Source organism: Saccharopolyspora sp. NPDC049357 (assembly GCF_040677225.1).
Classification (GTDB): Bacteria; Actinomycetota; Actinomycetes; order Mycobacteriales; family Pseudonocardiaceae; genus Saccharopolyspora.
In genome coordinates this window covers 1-18,745 of record NZ_JBFAQJ010000006.1, presented here as the reverse complement: position 1 = coordinate 18,745, position 18,745 = coordinate 1, and the positions used below count along the sequence as shown (strand labels likewise).

Sequence of the window (18,745 nt, the reverse complement as noted above, 5' to 3'; positions counted from 1 at the left end):
CTAATCCCGCAGCAAGACGGCGCCGACCACACGGTCCAGGCGTGCGGCGCCCGCGGGGAACCACCGAGCCGTGCCCGGCGGTTCCCCCGGCGGCCGTCACGGGGAGAGATCGAAGACCTCCAGCTCGACCTGGGCTCCGGCACCGTCGGCGAAGGCCGAGATCCGGTCGCTTCCCTCGTCGGGGGACACGAGGTCGGTCAGCACGGCGCGGCCACCGGCGGCGAACACCTCGACGCAGCTGCGGTCGGCGATGATCCGCAGCTCGACGGCGTCACCGCCGACGGCCAGCGGTGTGCTGTGGCGGGCCGGGAACTCGGCGCTGACCTGCGCGCTCCCGGATCCGGTCCGGTCGACGAACAGCTCCCCGGCCGCCACGTCGTAGCCGACCCGGGTCCGGCCGCCCGGCCCGGCGAAGACGTCCAGGCCCACGGCCGAGGCCACCCCGAGCTGGAACCGGGCGACGACGTCGACCGCGCTCCCCCGGAACTCAGCGCCGCCGCTCTCGGTGAGCGGGCCGCTCCAGAACCGCCGGTTGGCGCGCATTCCCGCGATGTCCTCGACGGGCTGCTGCACGAGCAGCACCTCACCGCCGGCACCGGTGGTGAGGCTCAGCTCGCGCGGCGTGCTCATCATTCCCCGCCACGGGTCGGTGGGGATCTTGTCAGCGTAGGCCCAGTTGCTGGTCCAGCCCAGCCACAACCGGCGGCCGTCGGGCACGTCGGAGAACGACTGCGGGGCGTAGAAGTCCGCGCCCCGGTCGACCCAGCGAACCTCCTCGGGCGAGCCGTCCGCGGTGAACCGGGTGCCGTCGAAATCGCCGGTGAAGTACTGGGTCGCCGATCCACCGGCAGGTCCGCCCGGGTTGATGCTGACCACGAGGACCCACCTGGTGCGGGCGGGATCGCCGTCAACGGGAAGCTCGAAGAGGTCGGGGCACTCCCACACACCGCCGTGCGAGCCGTGTTCGACGCCGAACTCGCTGAGCTGCTCCCAGTCCCGGAGGTTCGCCGACCCGTAGATCTGGATGCGGTCGCCCGCGGCGACCAGCAGCACCCAGCGGCCGGTGCGCTCGTGCCAGAAGACCTTGGGATCGCGGAAGTCCGCGATGCCGGGGTTCGGGATCACCGGGTTGCCGACGTGCTTGGTCCAGGTGCGGCCGCGGTCGGTGCTGTAGGCGATGCTCTGCTGCTGGCTCTCACCGGCGCTGGTGTAGATCGCCACCAGCCCTGGCCGACCGCCGAAGAACCCGCTGGTGTCGTGGTGGTCGACCACGGCGCTGCCGGAGTAGGCGGCGCCGAGCTCATCGGGTTCCAGCGCGACGGGTAACTCCTCCCAGCGCACCAGGTCGGTGCTCACCGCGTGCGCCCAGGACATGTTGCCCCACGGGTCGCCGTGCGGGTTGTGCTGGCAGAACAGGTGGTACTCGCCCTCGAAGAACACCAGGCCGTTGGGATCGTTGATCCAGTTGCGGGCGGGCGCGAAGCGCACCGCCGGGCCAGTGCGGAGTCCCCTCCGCACTGGCCCGGCCGGGCGTGGTCAGCCTCCGAGCGCACCCAAGCCCAACAGGGCTCCGGTACCGGCGAGGAATCGGCGACGTGGCGATGCGGTTCGGATGTGCTGGCGTGGCTGCACTGGCGCTCCTTTGCTCCCAGTTTCCGGTGACCTTCGAAAAGCCGCGGACCGATGAGCCGGTCAGGCCGGGGTCTTGTCCAGGTCCTGCTCCAGCAGCGCGGCGAGCTCGTCGAGCGAGGTCTGGTCGGCGCAGGTCAGCTCGACCTCTTCGCCGTGGTGCGCGCCGAGGCCCATCACGCCCAGGACGCTGGCGGCGTCGACGGGTTCACCGGCCACGCCGTCGACGACCTTCGCGATCCGCACGGATTCGGTCTGGGCGGCAGCGGTTTGGGCGAACAGGGCGGCAGGGCGGGCGTGCAGGCCGACGGAGGCGGCGATGCGGACGCGGCGTTGCATGCGGGGTTCCTCTCGGAAGTGGTTGGGGTGAGGTGTTCTTCGCGGGTTCAGGCGGCGACTGCTGCGCCCTGACCGGTGGTCGGCCCGGCAGCGGGTTCGCCCGACGGCCGGCCGATCTGCTTGGCCACCAGCACCGCGGCGGCGGAGACCACGACGCCGACCACGATCGCCGCGAGGTACGGCAGTGGGTTGCCCACCAGCGGCGTCACGAAGATGCCGCCGTGCGGGGCGCGCAGCGTGGCGCCGAAGCTCATCGACAGCGCGCCCGTGGTGGCCGCGCCGATCACGGTGGAGGGGATGATCCGCAGCGGGTCGGCCGCGGCGAAGGGGATCGCGCCTTCGGTGATGAACGAGGCGCCGAGCAGCCACGCGGTGCGCCCGTTGGCCCGCTCCGCCGGGGTGAACAGACGGCCGCGCACGGCCGCGGCCAGCGCGAGCGCCAGCGGCGGAACCATTCCGGCCGCCATCACCGCGGCCATGATCTCCAGCGACGTCGTGCCGCCGATGCTCAGACCGCCGACGGCGAAGGTGTAGGCGACCTTGTTGATCGGCCCGCCCATGTCGAAGGCGATCATCGCGCCGAGCAGTGCGCCCAGCAGTGCCGCGTTGGCCCCGGAGAGCCCGGTGAGCCAGCCGGTGAGCGCCGTCATGGCCAGCGCGATCGGCTTGCCGACGACCACGAACATCAGCGCACCGACCACCAGCGTGCCCACCAGCGGCAGCACCACGACGGGCATGATCCCGGCGAGGCCGCGCGGGACCTTGATCGCCTTGAGCCCGGCGATCACGGCACCGGCGAGAAGTCCGGCGACCAGTCCGCCGAGGAATCCGGCGCCGACGGTCACCGCGATCGCTCCGCCGACGAATCCGGGTGCGATGGCGGGCCGGTCGGCGATGGCGAAGGCGATGAACCCGGCCAGCACCGGAACCAGGAACTCGAAGGCCGCGGACCCGATCTGGTTGGCCAGCGCCGCCCAGGAGATCAGGCTCGCCGGGTCGAACTGGTCGGTGACCGGTGGCGCGTCGGTGATCTGGTACCCGCCGAGCGCGAAGCTCAGCGCGATCAGCAGACCGCCTGCGGCGACGAACGGGATCATGTAGCTGACGCCGGTCATCAACCACTGCCGCAGCCGGCTGCCGAATCCGGCGCTCGCGGTGACCTTGCTGTCCAGCGCGGGTTCGGTGTCGGCCGGTCGCCCGGGCTCGGCGACGTGCCGCCGGGCGGCGTCCGCGGCTCGTTCCAGCAGCGCGGAGGCGTCGTTGATGGCCTGCTTGACGGGGACCTCGATGACGGGTTTGCCCGCGAAGCGCTCCCGGTCCTGCACGCCGACGTCCACGGCGAAGATCACCGCGTCGGCGGCCTGGATGTCCTCTGCGGACAGCGGGGTCGACCCGGCCGAGCCCTGGGTCTCGACCTTCAGCTCGTCGCCTGCGTCTGCGGCGGCCTGTTCGAGCGCCTCGGCCGCCATGTAGGTGTGCGCGATCCCGGTCGGGCAGGCGGTGATGGCCACGTACTTCATGGCGAGACCTCCTCGCGGATGTAGGCGGCCAGTTCCGCCGGATCGGTGGCTTCGGTCAGCGTCTTCTTGAACTCAGCGCGCACCAGTCGCCGGGCGAGTGCGGCGAGCACGGTCATGTGCTGCTCGCCGCCGCCCTCCGGTGCGGCGATCAGGAAGATCAGCTTGGCGGGGCCGTCCTCGGCCCCGAAGTCGACACCGGCGCTGCTGCGGCCGAAGGCCAGCGACGGCGTGGTCACCGCCGCCGAGCGGCAGTGCGGGATGCCGATGCCGCCTTCCAGCCCGGTGGGCATCTGCGCCTCGCGGGCGTCGATGTCGGCCAGGAAGGTGTCCAGGTCGGTGACCCGGCCGGCCTCGACCAGGCGTTGCGCCAGTTCGCGGACCACGGCTTTCCGGTCCGTGCCGGGCACTTCCAGCTCGACGAGGTTCTGGGTGATCAGTTCGGTAGTCATGCGGCCACTCCGCTGAGGCTCACTGTTGCGTCCACTGTGCCCACCCGCACCCGCTGCGGGTGGATGTCGTCCAGGCCGGGCATGCGGCTTCCCGCGAGCCCGACCGCGGCCGTGCCGTAGGCGACGGCGCTGCGCAGCGCCGCGGCCCCGGTTGCGCTCGCCCGCAGGAATCCGGCGAGCATCGCGTCTCCGGCTCCGACGGTGCTGCGCACCTCGGCGGCGTCGCTCGTCGCGTGCCAAGCGCCGGCTCCGCTCACCAGCACCGCGCCGAGCCCGCCGAGGCTGACCAGCACGGTGCCCACCCCACCGGCCCGCAACCGGTGGGCGACGTCGAGCACGTCCCCGAGGTCGCGCAGCGGGTCACCCGCCAGTTCGGCGAGTTCGGCGAGGTTCGGTTTGATCAGGTCGGGTGCCGCCTGGCAGGCCAGTTCCAGGGGAAGCCCGGAGGCGTCCACCGCGACCCGGGTGCCCGCGGCCCGAGCCGAGCCGACGATGCGGGCGTGCAGGTCCTGCGGGCATCCGTCGGGCAGGCTTCCGCAGGTCACCAGCCATTCGGCCCGCCCGGCGAGCTCGATCACCGAGGTCTCCAGCGCAGCCAGCTCGGACTCGCTGAGCCGCGGGCCGGGCTCGTTGAACTTGCTGGTGGTCCCGTCGGCTTCCACGACCGCGATGTTGCTGCGGGTGGGCGCGTGCACCGGGACCTCGACCACCGGGACCGCTTCGGGTGCGAGCAGTTCGGCGAGCCGCGCCCCTTCGGCGCCGCCGGAGGGCAGCACCGCCAGGGTGGGCACTCCTGCCGCGGCCAGCGCGCGGGCGACGTTCACGCCCTTGCCGCCGGGGTCCAGGTGGACCTGCTTCGCGCGGTGCACGGCGCCGGGCACGACCTGGTCGACCTGAACGGTGCGATCGAGGCTGGGGTTGGGGGTCACGGTCACGATCACGCCAGCACCACCTCCGCCTCGGTGGCCTTGAGCTCGTCGACGGCGGCGGCGTCCAGGCCGTCGTCGGTGATGACCAGGTCGATCTCGGAGAGCTCGGCGAAGCGGCTGAACTGGTCGTCGCCGTACTTGCTGTGGTCGGCCAGCAGCACCCGCTTGCGGCTGGCGGCGACCATCGCCGACTTCACCGCGGACTCGGCGGGGTCCGGCGTGGTGCAGCCCCGCGCCGCGGAGAAGCCGTTGGTGCCGAAGAACCCGACGTCCACGGTCAGCAGCCGCAGCACGTCCAGGGCCCAGGATTCGACGGTGGCCAGGGTCGTGCCGCGCACCCGGCCGCCGAGCAGGTGCACGTTGAAACCGTTCCTGGTGGCCAGCTGGTTCGCCGCGGGCAGCGAGTTGGTCACCACGGTCAGCTCGCGGTCGGTGGGCAGCAGCCCGGCGAGCCTGGCAGTGGTGGTCCCGGCGTCGAGCAGCACGGTTCCGCGTGCGGGCACCTGGTCCAGGGCCGCCTTGGCGATGCGCTCCTTCTTCTCGGCGTTGGTCTGGTCCCGCAGCGAGACCTCAGGTTCGAAGTCGAGCCGGTCGATGGCGATGGCTCCGCCGTAGACGCGTCGCAGCAGTCCCTGCCGTTCCAGCGCGGCGAGGTCGCGGCGGATCGTTTCGGGTGCCACCTCGAACTCGGCCGCCGCGGCGGTGACGTCGATGCGTCCGTCGCGTCGTGCCCGCTGCGCCAGCAGCTGCTGGCGCTCCGCCCCGTACATGCCCGTTTTCCTCCGGTTGTTGTTTGGTGTTGCCTGATTGTGCCTCTTGTTGTCATATTGTCAAGGCTTCGAGAAACACGAGGGAAACCTCGGCACGGTAGGGAGTGGTGCATGTCCACGCTGCGGGGAGTCGGTGTCAGCCCCGGCCGAGCGGCCGGCCCGGTCTTGTTTGTTCATGACCGGTTGCCCGAGCCCGATCGCGGGCCCGAGCCCGCCGACCCGACGGCTGAGGCCGCGCGGATCCGTCCCGCCGCGCAGGCGGTCGCCCGGCATCTGCAGAAGCGGGCGGCGGCGACCGACGGCGAGGGCCGGTCCGTCCTGGAGGTGACGGCCGCGATGGCCACCGACCCAGGTCTGCTCTCGGCCGCCGAGCAGGCCGTCACCAGTCGGCGGCTGCCCGCCGCCCGCGCGGTTTTCGAAGCCGCCGAGCAGTTCTCGGACGCGCTGGCGGCGGCGGGCGGCTACCTGGCCGAACGCGTCCGGGATGTCCAGGACGTGCGGGACCGGATCGTCGCGGAGCTGTCCGGGACCGCCGCGCCGGGAGTGCCCGAACCCACCGCGCCGAGCGTGCTGATCTCGCGAGACCTGGCCCCGGCCGACACCGCCGATCTCGATCCCTCGATGGTGCTGGCCCTGGTGACCGAGGAAGGCGGCCCGACCAGCCACACCGCGATCCTGGCCAGGGCGCTGGGAATCCCTGCCGTGGTCGCCGCGCGCGGTGCGCTGGCGTCGGGGGCCGCCGGTGCGCGCGTGGACGGAGCGGCGGGCACGGTAGAGCTCGTCGCCGAGCCCGTCACCGCCGAGGCGGCCACCCGGCCCGAAACCCGGTGGCGCGGATCGGGCAGGACCGCCGACGGCCATCCGGTGAAGCTGCTGGCCAACGTCGGTTCGCCGACCGATGCCACGAACGCGGTCGAGGCGGGCGCGGAGGGCTCGGGGCTGTTCCGCACCGAGTTCTGCTTCCTGGACGCCACGAGCGAACCGTCCGCCGAGGCCCAACGCGAGTCCTACGCCGAGGTGCTGCGCCCCTTCGCCGGAAAGCCCGTCGTGGTGCGCACTCTCGACGCTGGCGCGGACAAACCGCTGCCGTTCCTCGACATCGCCGCCGAACCCAATCCCGCGCTGGGCGTGCGGGGACTCCGCGTCGCCTTCGACCGCCCGGGTGTGCTGGACCGGCAGCTCGCCGCGATCGTCGCCGCCACCGAGGACACCGGTGCCGAGGTGTCGGTCATGGCGCCCATGGTGGCGACCCCTGCCGAGGCGGCGTGGTTCGCCGAGCGCGCCCGCGCCGCCGGGGCCGGCCGCGTCGGGGTCATGGTGGAAACCCCGGCCGCCGCGCTGTGCGCCGAGGAGCTGCTGGCCGAAGTGGACTTCGCCAGCATCGGCACCAACGACCTCGCCCAGTACACCTGCGCCGCTGATCGCATGACCGGCGCGCTGGCCGCTCTCAACGATCCGTGGCAGCCCGCGCTGCTCCGGCTGATCGCCCTGCTGGGCGACGCATCCGCGTCGCAGGGCAAGCCGGTGGGCGTGTGCGGCGAGGCGGCGGCCGACCCGCTGCTGGCGGGTGTCCTGGTCGGGCTGGGGGTCAGCAGCCTGTCGATGACCTCGGCGGCGCTGCCCGCGGTGGGCGAAGCGGTTGCCGAGCGTTCGCTGCCGGAGTGGCGCGCCGCCGCCGAGCGCGCGGTGTCCGCGCCCGACCGCGTCCAGGCCCGCGATCGAGCCCGAGCCGCCCTGGAGGGCTGAGCGGATCGGCAGGTCGGGCGCGTGGTGCGGGCCGGACATGACAAGCTGGGCGCGTGACCGGACCTCTCATGCTCGTCGATTCGGCCGGGTTGTGGTTTCGCTCGTTCTACGCGCTGCCCGACTCGCTGACCGCCCCTGATGGCACGCCGGTGAACTCGGTGCGCGGCTTCTGCGACATGCTGGCGAAGCTGATCACCGATCGTCGGCCGTCACGGCTGGTGGCCTGCTTGGACAACGATTGGCGCCCGCAGTTCCGGGTCGACGCGCTGCCGTCGTACAAGACGCACCGGGTGGCCGTGGAGGACCCGGAGGCGGAGGAGGTGCCCGACACGCTCTCGCCGCAGATCCCGGTGATCCTGGAGGTCCTCGACGCGGCGGGCATCACCACCGCCGAGGCGGAGGGCTTCGAGGCCGACGACGTCATCGGCGCGCTGGCCGACCGCGAGCGCACCGACCCGGTGGAGGTCGTCACCGGCGACCGGGACCTGTTCCAGCTGGTCCGCGCCGAACCTCAGGTGCGGGTGATCTACATCGGAGCGGGCCTGGCCAAGGCCCAGGACTTCGGCCCCGGCGAACTCGCCGAGAAGTACGCGCTGTCCGAGGAGCGGGCCGGTGCGGACTACGCGGAGATGGCGGTGCTGCGCGGAGACCCCTCCGACGGGCTGCCCGGCGTGGCGGGCATCGGCGAGAAGACCGCGGCGAAGCTGATCACCCAGTTCGGGTCCCTCGACGACCTGCTGCGTGCCGCCGCCGAAGGCGACGCCCGGCTGACCTCGCGGATCCGCGCCAAGCTCACCGAGTCCGCCGAGTACCTGGCGGCGGCCCCGGCCGTGGTCAACGTGGTCAGGAACGCGCCGGTCGTCATGGACCGCGAGTCCGACGTCGTGCCCGCCGACCCGGACCTCGACCGGCTGCGCGCGCTCCAGTCCACCTGGGGTCTCGGAGCCAGCATCGACCGCCTCATCGCAGCCCTCGACCACTAGGCACCGCACCGGGTTCGACGAGCGCGGTAGGGGAATCCTCGCCGACCCCGCCGCGTCCAGCGCATCAGACTCGGAACCGGTTGCGCCCCGGTCGGTTCCACTCCGCTCGAAGCTCGAGACCGGACTAGAAGCCGGTGCCGCACCACGGCGGGCGCTGCAGCGCGAACAGCAGGTCGGCGTTGGTCAACGCCCGCGGATCGTGGACCTGGACGAGTCCGGCCGTGGCGAGGGTCGAGGCCGGCTGATCACCCAGGTGCAGCGTCGCCAGAACTGCGGCGTCCAGCGTCAGCTGGGGAGCGTCGTCGCAGGTCGTGGCCCCGTCCGGGCTGATGCGGTAGCAGCCGGTGTTGGCGGGCAGGAACTCGTCGAGGACCTCCAGGACCACCGGCTCCCCGCGACCGTAGGTGCGGGCCTGGAGAGCGGCGAGGACGTCGACGAGGCGGACCCACAGGTCGTCGCGCACTCCCGTGGTGCGGCAGGCGCGGCGGTCGGTCAGCCACCACTCGACCGGCTCGTCCACCGGGCGGTCGAAACCCGCGACGGTCGTCACGAGGTCGATGTCGAGCAGGAAGCGCCACAACTCGGTCGCCGCGACGTCGTCGGCCGCCACCAGGTCCCACACGTCCACTGCGGAGGACTCACCGCGCGGCTGGAACACGACGAAGCCGTCGTCCGTCCCGGAATCGTCGGCGTGCACCGCGACCGCCTGGCTCTTGTTCATCAAGGCGCTCCGGCCCGGCCACCAGCCGTCGGGGCGGTGCATCCAGCCCGCCCGATCCCGCGCGCACCTCCGGTAGAGGGCAGGCATCAGCTGCGCCGCCTGCTCCTGCGAGACCAGGCGGACCCGGCCGCCCCGAGGGACCGAGCGGCGCATCCGCGCCCGCGAGCGGTCGATCTCGACGTTCCGACCCCTGGTGGCGACGCCGTAACCGAAGCGCTCGTAGATCCCGGCCTCGCTGGCGTGCAACATCGCCACGACCTCACCGCGCCGGGCCGCGTCGTCGAGCTGGAACCGCATCATCCCGGTCAGCAGGCCACGCCGGGTCGAATCCGCTCGCACCGCCGCCCCGGTCACCGCCGCCGCAGGCAGCTCGGCACCGCCGGGAACCGTCAGCGAACTGGTCATCGACAAGGCCGTGCCCGCCAGCTCGCCGTCGAGGAACGCGCCGAGCACCCGGCCCGGTTCCATGCACTGCGATCCCGACGCCCACTGCTCGTCATCGGCCAGCGGGAACAGCAGAGCCCGGCGGAACAGCTCGTTGGCGTCGCGGTACTCCGACTCGGACAGCACCCGGACTTCGGTTTCACCCACGTCAGGATCGTCCCCGACCCCAACCGAGCAGTCCACCGATTACTTCGGGTGCCCGACCTCGTAGACGCCCTCGTCGTTCTTCACCGCGACCGTGACGACCTTGTCGGCGCCGTTGATCTGGACCTGGCAGTCGAACCGGTGCCCGACCTCCACCGGCTCACCGTCCGGGCAGGACACCGCACCGACGCCGGCGATGTTGTAGGAGCCCTTGAGCGTCTGCGTGACGCCCTTCTCCACGCTGGCCGCGTCGAACACCGAGCGCACGAAGAACCCGGGAGCGACGAAACCCAGCACCAGCACCACGGCGAGCACCACCAGCACGCCCGAGCCGCCGAGGATCCACGGCAGCATCGACCGCTTCTGCTTCTGCGGCACCTGCGGGAAGCCGAAACCGCTCGGCGACGGGTAGTACGGCTGCGGCTGGCCGTAGCCGTAGCCGTAGGGCTGCGCGTACTGGGGCTGCTGGATCGGCTGCTGCTGCACCGGTTGCGCGGGGTACGGCTGACCCGCGTAGCCACCCGGCTGCGGATGGCCCGACTGCATCCCAGGCCCCTGCGGTTGCCCCCACTGGGGGTAACCCCCTGGTGGGCCGTAGGGGGACGACATCTACACCTCCGGATGAACTCAGCTGGCGCGGCCGACTTCCAGTGATCCAACCACAGCCGGGTCACACACCACCGGCGGCCACCACGCCCCGGCGGATCGCGGTGACGGCCTTCGCCGCCGAGGCACCGACCTGCTCCTTGGTGCCCACCACGTCGCGGATCTGGTCCAGCAGGTCGATCACCTGGCGGCACCAGCGCACGAAGTCACCGGCCGAGAGCTCGTGGCCGCTGGACTCGGCGGCGGTGAGCACCTTCTCCAGCGACTCGCCGCGCGCCCACCGGAACACCGGCCACGCGAACCCCGCATCGGGCTCGCGGGTGCGGTCGAGCTTGTGACGACGCTCGTCGTCCTCCAGCTCCGCCCACAACTGCCAGGTCGAGGTCAGCGCGTCGGTGATCGGCCCGGCCGGGACCTGCGGAGCGGGCCCTTCCCGCCGCGACTCGTAGACCAGCGAGGACACCACTGCCGCCAGCTCGGCCGGGCCGAGCCCCTTCCAGGTCCCCACCCGCAGGCACTCGGCGGCCAGCAGATCGGACTCGCTGTACAGCCGGGACAGCCGCCGACCGTGCTCGGTGACCTGCCCCGCCTGCGTCTCCACCGCGTTTTCGTCGTCACCGGGCTTGCCGTCCGGAGCGGGCAGGTAGTCGCGCTCGGTCAGCAGCGCCACGATCCGGTCGAACGAACGGGCCAACGAGTGCGTGGTGCTGTTGACCTTCCGGCGCAGGTTCTCGTTCTCGCCGCGCAACCGCTCGTAGCGCTCCGCCCAGCGGGCGTGCGCCTCCCGCTCGTCGCAGCCGTGGCACGGGTGCGCCTTCAACGCGCGCCGCAGGCTCGCCAGCTCGGCGTCGTCGGTGGCGTCCGAACGCTTCCGGCCGCGACCGCCCGAGGAGCTCAACCCCGTGCTGCGCAGCGACGACGCCAGATCCCGACGCGACTTCGGCGAGCGGGTGTCGACGTGCTTGGGCAGCTTGAGCTTGCCCAGCGCCTCCACCGGCGAGGTGAAGTCGGCGACCGACAGGCGGCCCGACCAGCGATCCTCGGTCACCACCAGCGGACGCGGCTCGCCCATCGGCTCCAGACCGGGGTCGATCACCACCGCCAGCCCGGACCGGCGCCCCGCGGGCACCGAGATCACATCGCCCTTGCGCAGCTTCTCGAGCGACTTGGCCGCCTCGGCGCGCCGCGACTGCCGGTTCTGCCTGGCCAGCGCCTTCTCCCGCTCCGAGATCCGGCGCCGCAGGTCGAAGTACTCGGCGAAGTCGCCCAGGTGGCACTCCATCGCCTCGGTGTAGCCCGTCAGGGCCTCCGCGTTGCGATCGACCCGACGCGAGAGGCCCACCACCGACCGGTCGGCCTGGAACTGCGCGAACGACTGCTCCAGCAGGTCCCGCGCCGAGTCCTGACCGACGCGCTGCACCAGGTTGACCGCCATGTTGTAGCCGGGCCGGAACGACGAGCGCAGCGGATACGTGCGCGTCGAGGCCAGACCCGCCACCTGCTTGGGATCCACACCGGGCTGCCAGACCACCACCGCGTGGCCCTCGATGTCGATGCCCCGCCGCCCGGCACGGCCGGTGAGCTGCGTGTACTCCCCCGGGCTGAGGTCCACGTGCGACTCGCCGTTGAACTTCACCAGCCGTTCCAGCACGACCGTGCGGGCAGGCATGTTGATGCCCAGCGCCAGCGTCTCGGTCGCGAACACGGCCTTGACCAGGCCGCGGACGAACAGCTCCTCGACGGTCTCCTTGAACGCGGGCAGCAGCCCGGCGTGGTGCGCGGCCACGCCCCGCTCCAACGCCTCCCGCCACTCCCAGAAGCCCAGCACGCCCAGGTCGGCGTCGGGGAGGTTCGCGGTCCGCGCGTCGATGACCTCGCGGATCTCCTCGACCTCGGACTCGGAGGTCAGGCGCAACCCGGCCCGCACGCACTGCGCCACGGCCTGGTCGCAGCCGTTGCGGCTGAAGATGAACACGATCGCCGGCAGCAGCCCCGCCGCGTCGAGGCTGGTCAGCATCTCCAGCCGGGACGGGGGCGAGAACCGGGGTGGACGCGGTCCCTTGCGCTTGTTCGGCGGGCCACCGCGGCGGCCCCCGTAGGGCATGTGGGTGCGCGCCAGCTGCTGGGTGTGCCGCAGCAGCTGCGGGTTCATCGTCAGCTCGTGGTCATCGGTCTCACCGCCGAACAGGTCGAACATCCGGGGCCCGACCTGCATGTGCTGCCACAGCGGCACCGGCCGGTGCTCGTCGACCACGACCGTGGTCTCACCGCGCACCTCCTGCAGCCACTCGCCGAACTCCTCGGCGTTGCTGACCGTCGCCGACAGGCTCGCGAGCTGCACGTAGTCCGGCAGGTGCAGGATCACCTCTTCCCACACCGCGCCCCGGAACCGGTCGGCCAGGTAGTGGACCTCGTCCATCACCACGTAGCCGAGCTGGTCCAGCCCCCGCGAACCCGCGTAGAGCATGTTGCGCAGCACCTCGGTGGTCATCACGACCACCTGCGCGTCACCGTTGATCGAGGTGTCGCCGGTCAGCAGCCCCACCGCGTCGTTGCCGTACCGCTCGCACAGATCGGCGAACTTCTGGTTGGACAACGCCTTGATCGGCGTGGTGTAGAAGCAGCGGCGCCCCTCCGACAGCGCCAGGTGCACGGCGAACTCGCCCACCACGGTCTTGCCCGCACCGGTCGGCGCGCACACCAGCACGCTTCTCCCGGTCTCCAGCGCCTGACATCCGGTCAGCTGGAAGGGGTCTAGTTCGAAGGACAGCTCCGCGACGAAATCGGCCAGTTTCGGATGGGCACTGCGGCGGGAATGCGCCGCGTACGCGTCGGCCGGCGAGAGCTTGGTCGGGTTGGAACGGCTGGCAGCCACGCACCAAGGTTTTCACATCACCCCGACCGGTGTCTCACAACGCTCGCTTCGGAGCCCCCGCGAGCCGCGCTGCCGCGAGCCGCCGGACCACCATCGACGCTCAGACCGCGGCACCGCCCCAGGCGGGTGAGCCTGGCACGTCGTCCAGCGAGGGCCCCGCGACGCCGCTCAACGACGCGCTCGAGGCGTGGCGCGCGGAGTCCAGGCGGCCTGTCACCCGCACCGCCGGGCAAGACGGCGGGAGCCAGATGTTCACACGTGCTGTGCGACACACGCCACGCTGAGCGCACCCGGCGCGCAGCGGATCGTCAGGGGCAACCTGGCCTGGGGTTCGCCGTCGGCGTAGGCCAGCCAGCCGTTGTCCCCGCCCAACCGGACCGACTTGGCGCGCAGCGTGGTCACCGCAGGGTGGTCGACGTGGCGCCCGGTGCGCAGCCTCGGCAGGATCCGCACCAGCTCCCGGCGCGGCACCCTGCCGACCACGGTCACGTCGAACAGACCGTCGTCGTCGACGGCGTCGGGGCAGATCGGGATGCCACCGCCGTACCAGCCGGTGTTGCCCACCGCGATCAGCGTGGCCTCGACGTCGAGCACTCCGCGCTCCGTCTCCAACCGCACCGGCCGGGCCCGCAACCCCAGCAGCTCCCGCACCAGCGCGAGGTCGTAGCGGCGTTGTCCGCGCGGCCAGCGCATCCGGTTCGCCCTGGCGTTGACCTGCGCGTCGAAGCCGGCGCACAGCACGGTCGCGAACCACCCGGTGCCCGCGACCTTGCCGAGGTCGACGCGCCGCCGCGCGCCGGCGGAGATGGCCTTGGCCGCGGCGCGCGCGGCCGCCACCGGCTCGCGCGGGATGCCCAGGCTCCGGGCGAGGTCGTTGCCGGTGCCCGCCGGGATGATCGCCAGCGAGGTCGACGACTCCGCGCACGCCTGCACGGCCAGGTGCGCGATGCCGTCCCCGCCGACCACGGCCAGCACGTCGGCCCGGTCCTCCACCGCGCGTCGCACGGCGGATTCGGTTCCCCGCGCGTCGGTGGCGATGACGGTCCGCACCTCGCACACAGCACGAAGGTGGTCGGTGAGTTCACCGACCACCTTCGCGGAAAGACCACCACCGGCCGCGGGGTTGATCACCAGGACGCAACGCATGAGGATTCATCTAATCCCACTCGCGTCCCCGTTGGCCAGCGTTCGACGGGTTGTGACCGTCAGGTGATGTCGTCGTGCTTCTGCGGTGCCGACGGTGTCGTGTCCAGCTTGGACGCGAACGGATCGATCTCGGACGCCTCGTCGAGGCCGACACCGGCCAGGCCCTCGGCCTCCATCTTCTTGGCCTTGCGCCGGTCGTGCGAACGGCAGATCAGCGCAGCGAACAAGAACAGCAGCGACAGCGCCGCCGACAGCGCCAGCATCGAGAACGGATCCTGCCCGGGCGTGGCGATCGCGGCGAACACGAACAGCGCGAACACCAGCCCCCGCCACCACCTGCGCAGCTTCTCGTAGGTGACGACACCCGCGCGGTTGAGCATCACCAGGATCAGCGGGAGCTCGAAGCTCACACCGAAGATCACCAGCAGCAGCAGCATGAAGTTGATGTACTTGCCACCGGTGAGCGCGGTGAAGAACGCCTCGCCGCCGAAGCCCGCCATGAAGCTCAGCGCCTCGGGAACGATGAAGTACGCCAGAACCGCGCCCGCGACGAACAGGATCGTCGCGAAGAACACGAAGGTCCGGGCGAACTTGCGCTCCTGGGTGTAGAGCCCGGGCGTGATGAACGCCCACAGCTGGTACAGCCACACCGGGCTGAACAGGATCGCGCCGACCGACAGACCCACCTTCATGCGGAGCATGAAGATCTCGAACGGCTCGGTCTGCAACAGCTGGCAGGTCCCGTTCGGGCTCAGCCGCTGCTCCACGGGAAGCGCGCAGTACGGCCCGAGCAAGACGTCACCGAGCGTCGGCCAGCCGAACGGCGCGGTGGAAAACCAGATGAACCCGAGGATGGCTCCGATGACCACTGCCGTCATCGCCACCCCGAGCCGGTAACGCAGCTCGAAGAGGTGATCGATGATCGTCATGGTGCCGTCGGGGTTGTGCCTGCGTCCCCACCGACGGCGATCATTGCGGAACGGGTTCAGGCGACGCAGTGGACTGTCACCCACTTCGCTAGCCCCGTCCTCAGTCAGTTCTTCTGTTCGTTCTGCTGCTTGTCCTCGGCCGGCGAGGTCGCCGGCGGAGCGCTGGGCTCACCGGCGGTCAGCTCCGGCTTCTGCTCCTTCTCCGCCTGGGTCTTCTTCGCGGCCTCTTCATCGGCCTTCATGCCTCGTGCCTCAGCCTTGAACACCCGAGCGGACTGCCCCAGAGAACGGGCCATCTGCGGGAGCTTGGTGGCGCCGAAGAGCAGCACCAGAACCAAGACGATGAGGACCAGCTCCCAGCCACCTGGCAAACCCATCCGTACACAACCTTTCGTGATGTCCCTGCTAGGCGTTAATGGTACGCGGGGCAGGGGTCGGCAAATAGGGCCGTTTCTGCTTCTCGTCAACCGCGACGGCGCTGCGAGAGCGCCACCTTGAGGCCCGCTACCCGCGCTTTGACCATCCCGCTGCGGTCAGCGAGATCGTGGGCCGCCCCCCGCTGCACGCGCCGAAAGCGACGCACCTCCATCAAGGTCCTGACCAGCAGGAACACCAGCAGGAACACCAGCAGGACGAGGCCAACGGCCAGCAGCACGAGAGTCCACACGAACGGCACGTTGTTCACCGTATCGGGCTCAGGTGGACGGAAGGTGACGGGTCCGCCTCAACGCGGCGTGGGCTCGTTGACGCACGTCATCCCCCAGCTCCCCAGGGCTGAGCACCGTGACCTGGCCACCGAGTCCGAGCAGCAGCCTGGTCATCCACGCGCTGTCGGCGTAGCGCATCCGCACCCGAGCCCGGCCACCTGGGAGTTCTTCGACCTCGTCGACCTGGTAGTACTCGGCGACCCACCGGGCGTCCGGTTCCAGTTCGATCTCGGCCACCCGCTGGTCGGGCGCGGGTTGGAACAGACCTGCGGAAACGTCCATCGGCTCGGCTTCGGACGGCGGCACGGCGGGCTCGTCGAGCAGCTGGGCGCCATCGATGCGATCCAACCGGAACATCCGGACGCCGTGCGCGTTGCGGCACCACGCCTCCAGGTAGCTGCGGCCGTCGACCAGCAGCAACCGCATCGGGTCGACCGATCGCTCGCTGATCTCGTCGCGCGATGCCGTGTAGTAACGGATGCGCAACGCTTTGCCGCCGGTGACGGCGGATTGGACCGTTCGGCGCACCTGCGGGTCGACCGACTCCTCCGCGCCGAGTCCGATCACCACCCCGGACGGGCGGGCCTGGCCGACCGCGTTCTCCACCTTCGCCAGCGTGCGCTGCACCGCGTCGGAGTCGGGAACGCCCGGGGTGTCGGCGAGCGCCCGCAGCGCCACCAGCAGCGACGTCGCCTCGGAGGCGGTCAGCCGCAGCGGCCGCCGCATGCCGGCGTCGTAGGTGACGGTGATCGAGTCGCTCTCGAAGGACAGGTCGATCAGATCACCGGGCCCGTAACCGGGCAGCCCGCACATCCACAGCAGCTCCAGGTCCTTGCGCAGCTGCTGCGGGGTGACCCCGAAGTCGGCGGCGGCGTCGGCGATGGGGATGCCGGGGCGGCTGAGCAGGTAGGGAACCAGGGCCAGCAGCCTGGGCAGGCGTTGCGTCGCGCTGGTCATCGCCGCTCCTCCCCCGCCGCGTCGAGGTGGATCTCGTTGACCGCCTTGCGCAGGGTGTCCGGTTGCAGGACGGCGACGTCGGGCCCGTACCCGGCGAGCCAGCTCGCCGCGGTCTCCGGGTACTTCACGTCCAGCTCCAGCACCTCGCCGGGGTCGCCGTCGAGCTCCCTGCGCTCGACCACCTTCCCGATGCGCCGCACGCCGTGCGCGCGACCGTCGGCGACCCACACGCGGGACGGAGTCGGCGGCGGTGGCTCCCGCTGCTCGCCTGCGACCATCTGCAGCAGGTCGACCTCCTGCGGCCGCTGCACGACTCCGCTCTTGCCGACCGCGCTGACCTGGCCCTGGATGCGGGAGAGCCGGAAGCAGCGCGGCGCCTGCCGGTCGCGGTCGTGGCCGACGACGTACCAGCGCCCGCGCCAGGACACCACGCCCCACGGCTCGACGGTGCGGTGCCGGACCTCGGCGCTGCTGGGCCGCCGGTAGTCGAACTCCACGACGCGGCCGGACTGCACCGCCGAGTGCAGCGTGCCGAAGGCGGGTTCGCTGGTGCGCACCTTCGGTTCGACCGCGGCCGAGGCGCGTTCGTCCACGTCGACGCCGGCGGCGCGGAGCTTGAGCAGCGCGCCCTGGGCCGCGGAGGTGAACTCCGGGGAGTCCCACAGCCGGACGGCCAGCGCGACGGCGGCGGCTTCGTCGGGTTCGAGGTCGATGTCGCCCAGCTCGTAGTCGCGCCGGGCGATGCGGTACCCGTCGGCGCCGTCGAACGCCGAGTTCCGGCCGGTCTCCAGCGGGATCCCCAGGTCTCGCAGCTCGGCCTTGTCCCGCTCGAATGTCCGGAAGAACGCCTCGTCGGAGGGCGCGTCCGCGTACCCCGCGACGATATGACGGATCCGCTCTGCGGTGAGGTACTGGCGGGTCGACAGCAGGCAGAGCACCAAGTTCACCAAGCGTTCAGCACGCACAGTGGCCACCCCGAAACTCTAGCGCCAAAGTATTCGATCATGAGTTCGGGTATCGGCGTGTCCTCGCAGAACACCCATTCGATCGACGAACGGTTTCGGCCGGCACTGAACTCATCGCTGATGTGAAAGCCGTTCACCAACCGTTCGCGTTCCTACCCTGAGGACATGCCTGCTCTGATGATCACCGGTGCCTCGCGCGGCATCGGCGCCGCCACCGCCCGCCTCGCCGCCGCCGAGGGCCACCGGCTGGCCCTGCTGGCCCGCGACACCGACGCCCTGTCCGACCTGGTCGAGGAACTGGGCTCGGACACGGCCGTGGCACTGCCCTGCGACGTCACCGACTACACGAGCCTGACCGACGCCGTCGCCACGACCGAGCAGCGCTACGGCGCCGTGGACGCGGTCCTGGCCAACGCCGGGATGAGCGTGCCGACCTCGTTCCTCGGCAACGACGGCGCCGAGCCCGAGCAGTGGCGCGACATGGTGCTCACCAACGTCTACGGCGCGGCCATCACCGCCCGCGCCGCCCTCCCCGCGCTGGTGCGCAGCAGGGGCCACCTCGTGCTCACCGGCTCCAACGCAGGTCGAGGGATCCGGCCGGGCAACCTCTACTCCGCGACCAAGTGGGCGGTCACCGGCATGGCGCAGAACATCCGAGCGGAGTGCGTGGGCACCGGGGTCAGGGTCACCCTCGTGCAACCGGGCATGGTCGAGACGGACATGACCGCGGACCGGACGGACGTCCCGAAGCTGATCCCGGAGGACATCGCCAGGGGCGTCCTCTACGCCCTGGCCCAACCCGGCACGGTCGACGTCAACGAGCTGACGATCCGCCCGACGGGCCAAGCGCCCCACAGCTGAAGCCGGGACGGCGCTGCGGCCGAGC

General features: G+C 71.4%; 18 protein-coding genes. 3 read left to right on the top strand and 15 right to left on the bottom strand.

What is annotated here, in order from left to right:
* Positions 1-96: 96 nt before the first annotated feature.
* From AB0J91_RS06965 to AB0J91_RS06940, 6 genes are all read right to left on the bottom strand, one after another.
* Positions 97-1,488: a glycoside hydrolase family 32 protein gene (locus AB0J91_RS06965; protein ID WP_363864946.1), complete on the bottom strand. Its 1,392-nt coding sequence runs from the start codon at positions 1,486-1,488 to the stop codon at positions 97-99.
* 204 nt (positions 1,489-1,692) lie between these two features.
* The gene (locus AB0J91_RS06960) at positions 1,693-1,968 is read right to left on the bottom strand and encodes an HPr family phosphocarrier protein (protein WP_363786704.1); all 276 of its coding nucleotides are present in this window, start codon (positions 1,966-1,968) and stop codon (positions 1,693-1,695) included.
* 47 nt (positions 1,969-2,015) lie between these two features.
* Positions 2,016-3,488 carry a fructose-specific PTS transporter subunit EIIC gene (locus AB0J91_RS06955; RefSeq protein WP_363864944.1) on the bottom strand — a complete coding sequence of 491 codons (1,473 nt, stop codon included), beginning with the start codon at positions 3,486-3,488 and terminating at the stop codon, positions 2,016-2,018.
* Positions 3,485-3,937 (bottom strand): fructose PTS transporter subunit IIA, encoded by a 453-nt coding sequence (locus AB0J91_RS06950; protein WP_363864942.1) that lies wholly within the window; start codon positions 3,935-3,937, stop codon positions 3,485-3,487. The genes AB0J91_RS06955 and AB0J91_RS06950 overlap by 4 nt, the downstream gene beginning before the upstream one ends.
* Positions 3,934-4,878 carry a 1-phosphofructokinase gene (gene pfkB, locus AB0J91_RS06945; RefSeq protein ID WP_363786698.1) on the bottom strand — a complete coding sequence of 315 codons (945 nt, stop codon included), beginning with the start codon at positions 4,876-4,878 and terminating at the stop codon, positions 3,934-3,936. The genes AB0J91_RS06950 and pfkB overlap by 4 nt, the downstream gene beginning before the upstream one ends.
* The gene (locus AB0J91_RS06940; protein WP_363864940.1) at positions 4,875-5,636 is read right to left on the bottom strand and encodes a DeoR/GlpR family DNA-binding transcription regulator; all 762 of its coding nucleotides are present in this window, start codon (positions 5,634-5,636) and stop codon (positions 4,875-4,877) included. The genes pfkB and AB0J91_RS06940 overlap by 4 nt, the downstream gene beginning before the upstream one ends.
* A gap of 111 nt (positions 5,637-5,747) precedes the next feature.
* Here AB0J91_RS06940 and AB0J91_RS06935 point away from each other — a divergent pair, with 111 nt between their 5' ends.
* Positions 5,748-7,382, top strand: coding sequence for a putative PEP-binding protein (locus AB0J91_RS06935; RefSeq protein WP_363864938.1), 1,635 nt, complete (start codon positions 5,748-5,750; stop codon positions 7,380-7,382).
* Positions 7,383-7,450: 68 nt separating this feature from the next.
* Entirely contained in the window at positions 7,451-8,365 is a 915-nt protein-coding gene (locus tag AB0J91_RS06930; RefSeq protein WP_363865264.1) for a 5'-3' exonuclease, read from the top strand.
* Between the two features lie 124 nt (positions 8,366-8,489).
* Here the strand turns inward: AB0J91_RS06930 and AB0J91_RS06925 are convergent, their stop codons facing one another.
* The 9 genes from AB0J91_RS06925 to AB0J91_RS06885 all read right to left on the bottom strand — a co-directional run bounded on the left by AB0J91_RS06925 (position 8,490) and on the right by AB0J91_RS06885 (position 17,868).
* Positions 8,490-9,677 (bottom strand): GNAT family N-acetyltransferase, encoded by a 1,188-nt coding sequence (locus AB0J91_RS06925; RefSeq protein WP_363864936.1) that lies wholly within the window; start codon positions 9,675-9,677, stop codon positions 8,490-8,492.
* Between the two features lie 39 nt (positions 9,678-9,716).
* Complete coding sequence (locus AB0J91_RS06920; RefSeq protein WP_363864934.1) at positions 9,717-10,220, bottom strand: DUF4333 domain-containing protein; 504 nt, start codon at positions 10,218-10,220, stop codon at positions 9,717-9,719.
* Positions 10,221-10,344: 124 nt separating this feature from the next.
* Entirely contained in the window at positions 10,345-13,155 is a 2,811-nt protein-coding gene (locus tag AB0J91_RS06915; RefSeq protein WP_363864933.1) for a DEAD/DEAH box helicase, read from the bottom strand.
* A 252-nt stretch (positions 13,156-13,407) separates the two neighbouring features.
* On the bottom strand, positions 13,408-14,301 hold the full coding sequence (locus AB0J91_RS06910) for a YegS/Rv2252/BmrU family lipid kinase (protein WP_363786684.1): 894 nt from the start codon (positions 14,299-14,301) through the stop codon (positions 13,408-13,410).
* A 59-nt stretch (positions 14,302-14,360) separates the two neighbouring features.
* Entirely contained in the window at positions 14,361-15,230 is an 870-nt protein-coding gene (gene tatC / locus AB0J91_RS06905) for a twin-arginine translocase subunit TatC (RefSeq protein WP_363786682.1), read from the bottom strand.
* A gap of 104 nt (positions 15,231-15,334) precedes the next feature.
* Entirely contained in the window at positions 15,335-15,607 is a 273-nt protein-coding gene (gene tatA, locus AB0J91_RS06900; RefSeq protein WP_363786680.1) for a Sec-independent protein translocase subunit TatA, read from the bottom strand.
* A gap of 86 nt (positions 15,608-15,693) precedes the next feature.
* Entirely contained in the window at positions 15,694-15,915 is a 222-nt protein-coding gene (locus tag AB0J91_RS06895; RefSeq protein ID WP_363864931.1) for a hypothetical protein, read from the bottom strand.
* Positions 15,916-15,925: 10 nt separating this feature from the next.
* On the bottom strand, positions 15,926-16,894 hold the full coding sequence (locus tag AB0J91_RS06890) for a YafY family protein (RefSeq protein ID WP_363864929.1): 969 nt from the start codon (positions 16,892-16,894) through the stop codon (positions 15,926-15,928).
* Positions 16,891-17,868, bottom strand: a complete 978-nt coding sequence (locus AB0J91_RS06885; protein WP_363864927.1) for a WYL domain-containing protein — start codon at positions 17,866-17,868, stop codon at positions 16,891-16,893. The genes AB0J91_RS06890 and AB0J91_RS06885 overlap by 4 nt, the downstream gene beginning before the upstream one ends.
* A gap of 156 nt (positions 17,869-18,024) precedes the next feature.
* On the opposite strand from AB0J91_RS06885, the gene AB0J91_RS06880 reads away from it, so the two are divergent.
* Positions 18,025-18,720, top strand: a complete 696-nt coding sequence (locus AB0J91_RS06880; RefSeq protein WP_363786672.1) for an SDR family oxidoreductase — start codon at positions 18,025-18,027, stop codon at positions 18,718-18,720.
* Positions 18,721-18,745 lie beyond the last annotated feature (25 nt).

Excerpts from the sequence above, each read along its gene's own strand:
- AB0J91_RS06940 (WP_363864940.1), bottom strand. The coding sequence starts at position 5,636 with ATGTACGGGGCGGAGCGCCAGCAGCTGCTGGCGCAGCGGGCACGACGC.
- AB0J91_RS06910 (WP_363786684.1), bottom strand. The coding sequence starts at position 14,301 with ATGCGTTGCGTCCTGGTGATCAACCCCGCGGCCGGTGGTGGTCTTTCC.
- AB0J91_RS06960 (WP_363786704.1), bottom strand. The coding sequence starts at position 1,968 with ATGCAACGCCGCGTCCGCATCGCCGCCTCCGTCGGCCTGCACGCCCGC.
- tatC (WP_363786682.1), bottom strand. The coding sequence starts at position 15,230 with ATGACGATCATCGATCACCTCTTCGAGCTGCGTTACCGGCTCGGGGTG.
- tatA (WP_363786680.1), bottom strand. The coding sequence starts at position 15,607 with ATGGGTTTGCCAGGTGGCTGGGAGCTGGTCCTCATCGTCTTGGTTCTG.
- AB0J91_RS06935 (WP_363864938.1), top strand. The coding sequence starts at position 5,748 with ATGTCCACGCTGCGGGGAGTCGGTGTCAGCCCCGGCCGAGCGGCCGGC.
- AB0J91_RS06880 (WP_363786672.1), top strand. The coding sequence starts at position 18,025 with ATGCCTGCTCTGATGATCACCGGTGCCTCGCGCGGCATCGGCGCCGCC.
- AB0J91_RS06930 (WP_363865264.1), top strand. The coding sequence starts at position 7,451 with ATGCTCGTCGATTCGGCCGGGTTGTGGTTTCGCTCGTTCTACGCGCTG.
- AB0J91_RS06955 (WP_363864944.1), bottom strand. The coding sequence starts at position 3,488 with ATGAAGTACGTGGCCATCACCGCCTGCCCGACCGGGATCGCGCACACC.
- AB0J91_RS06890 (WP_363864929.1), bottom strand. The coding sequence starts at position 16,894 with ATGACCAGCGCGACGCAACGCCTGCCCAGGCTGCTGGCCCTGGTTCCC.
- AB0J91_RS06950 (WP_363864942.1), bottom strand. The coding sequence starts at position 3,937 with ATGACTACCGAACTGATCACCCAGAACCTCGTCGAGCTGGAAGTGCCC.
- AB0J91_RS06920 (WP_363864934.1), bottom strand. The coding sequence starts at position 10,220 with ATGCAGTCGGGCCATCCGCAGCCGGGTGGCTACGCGGGTCAGCCGTAC.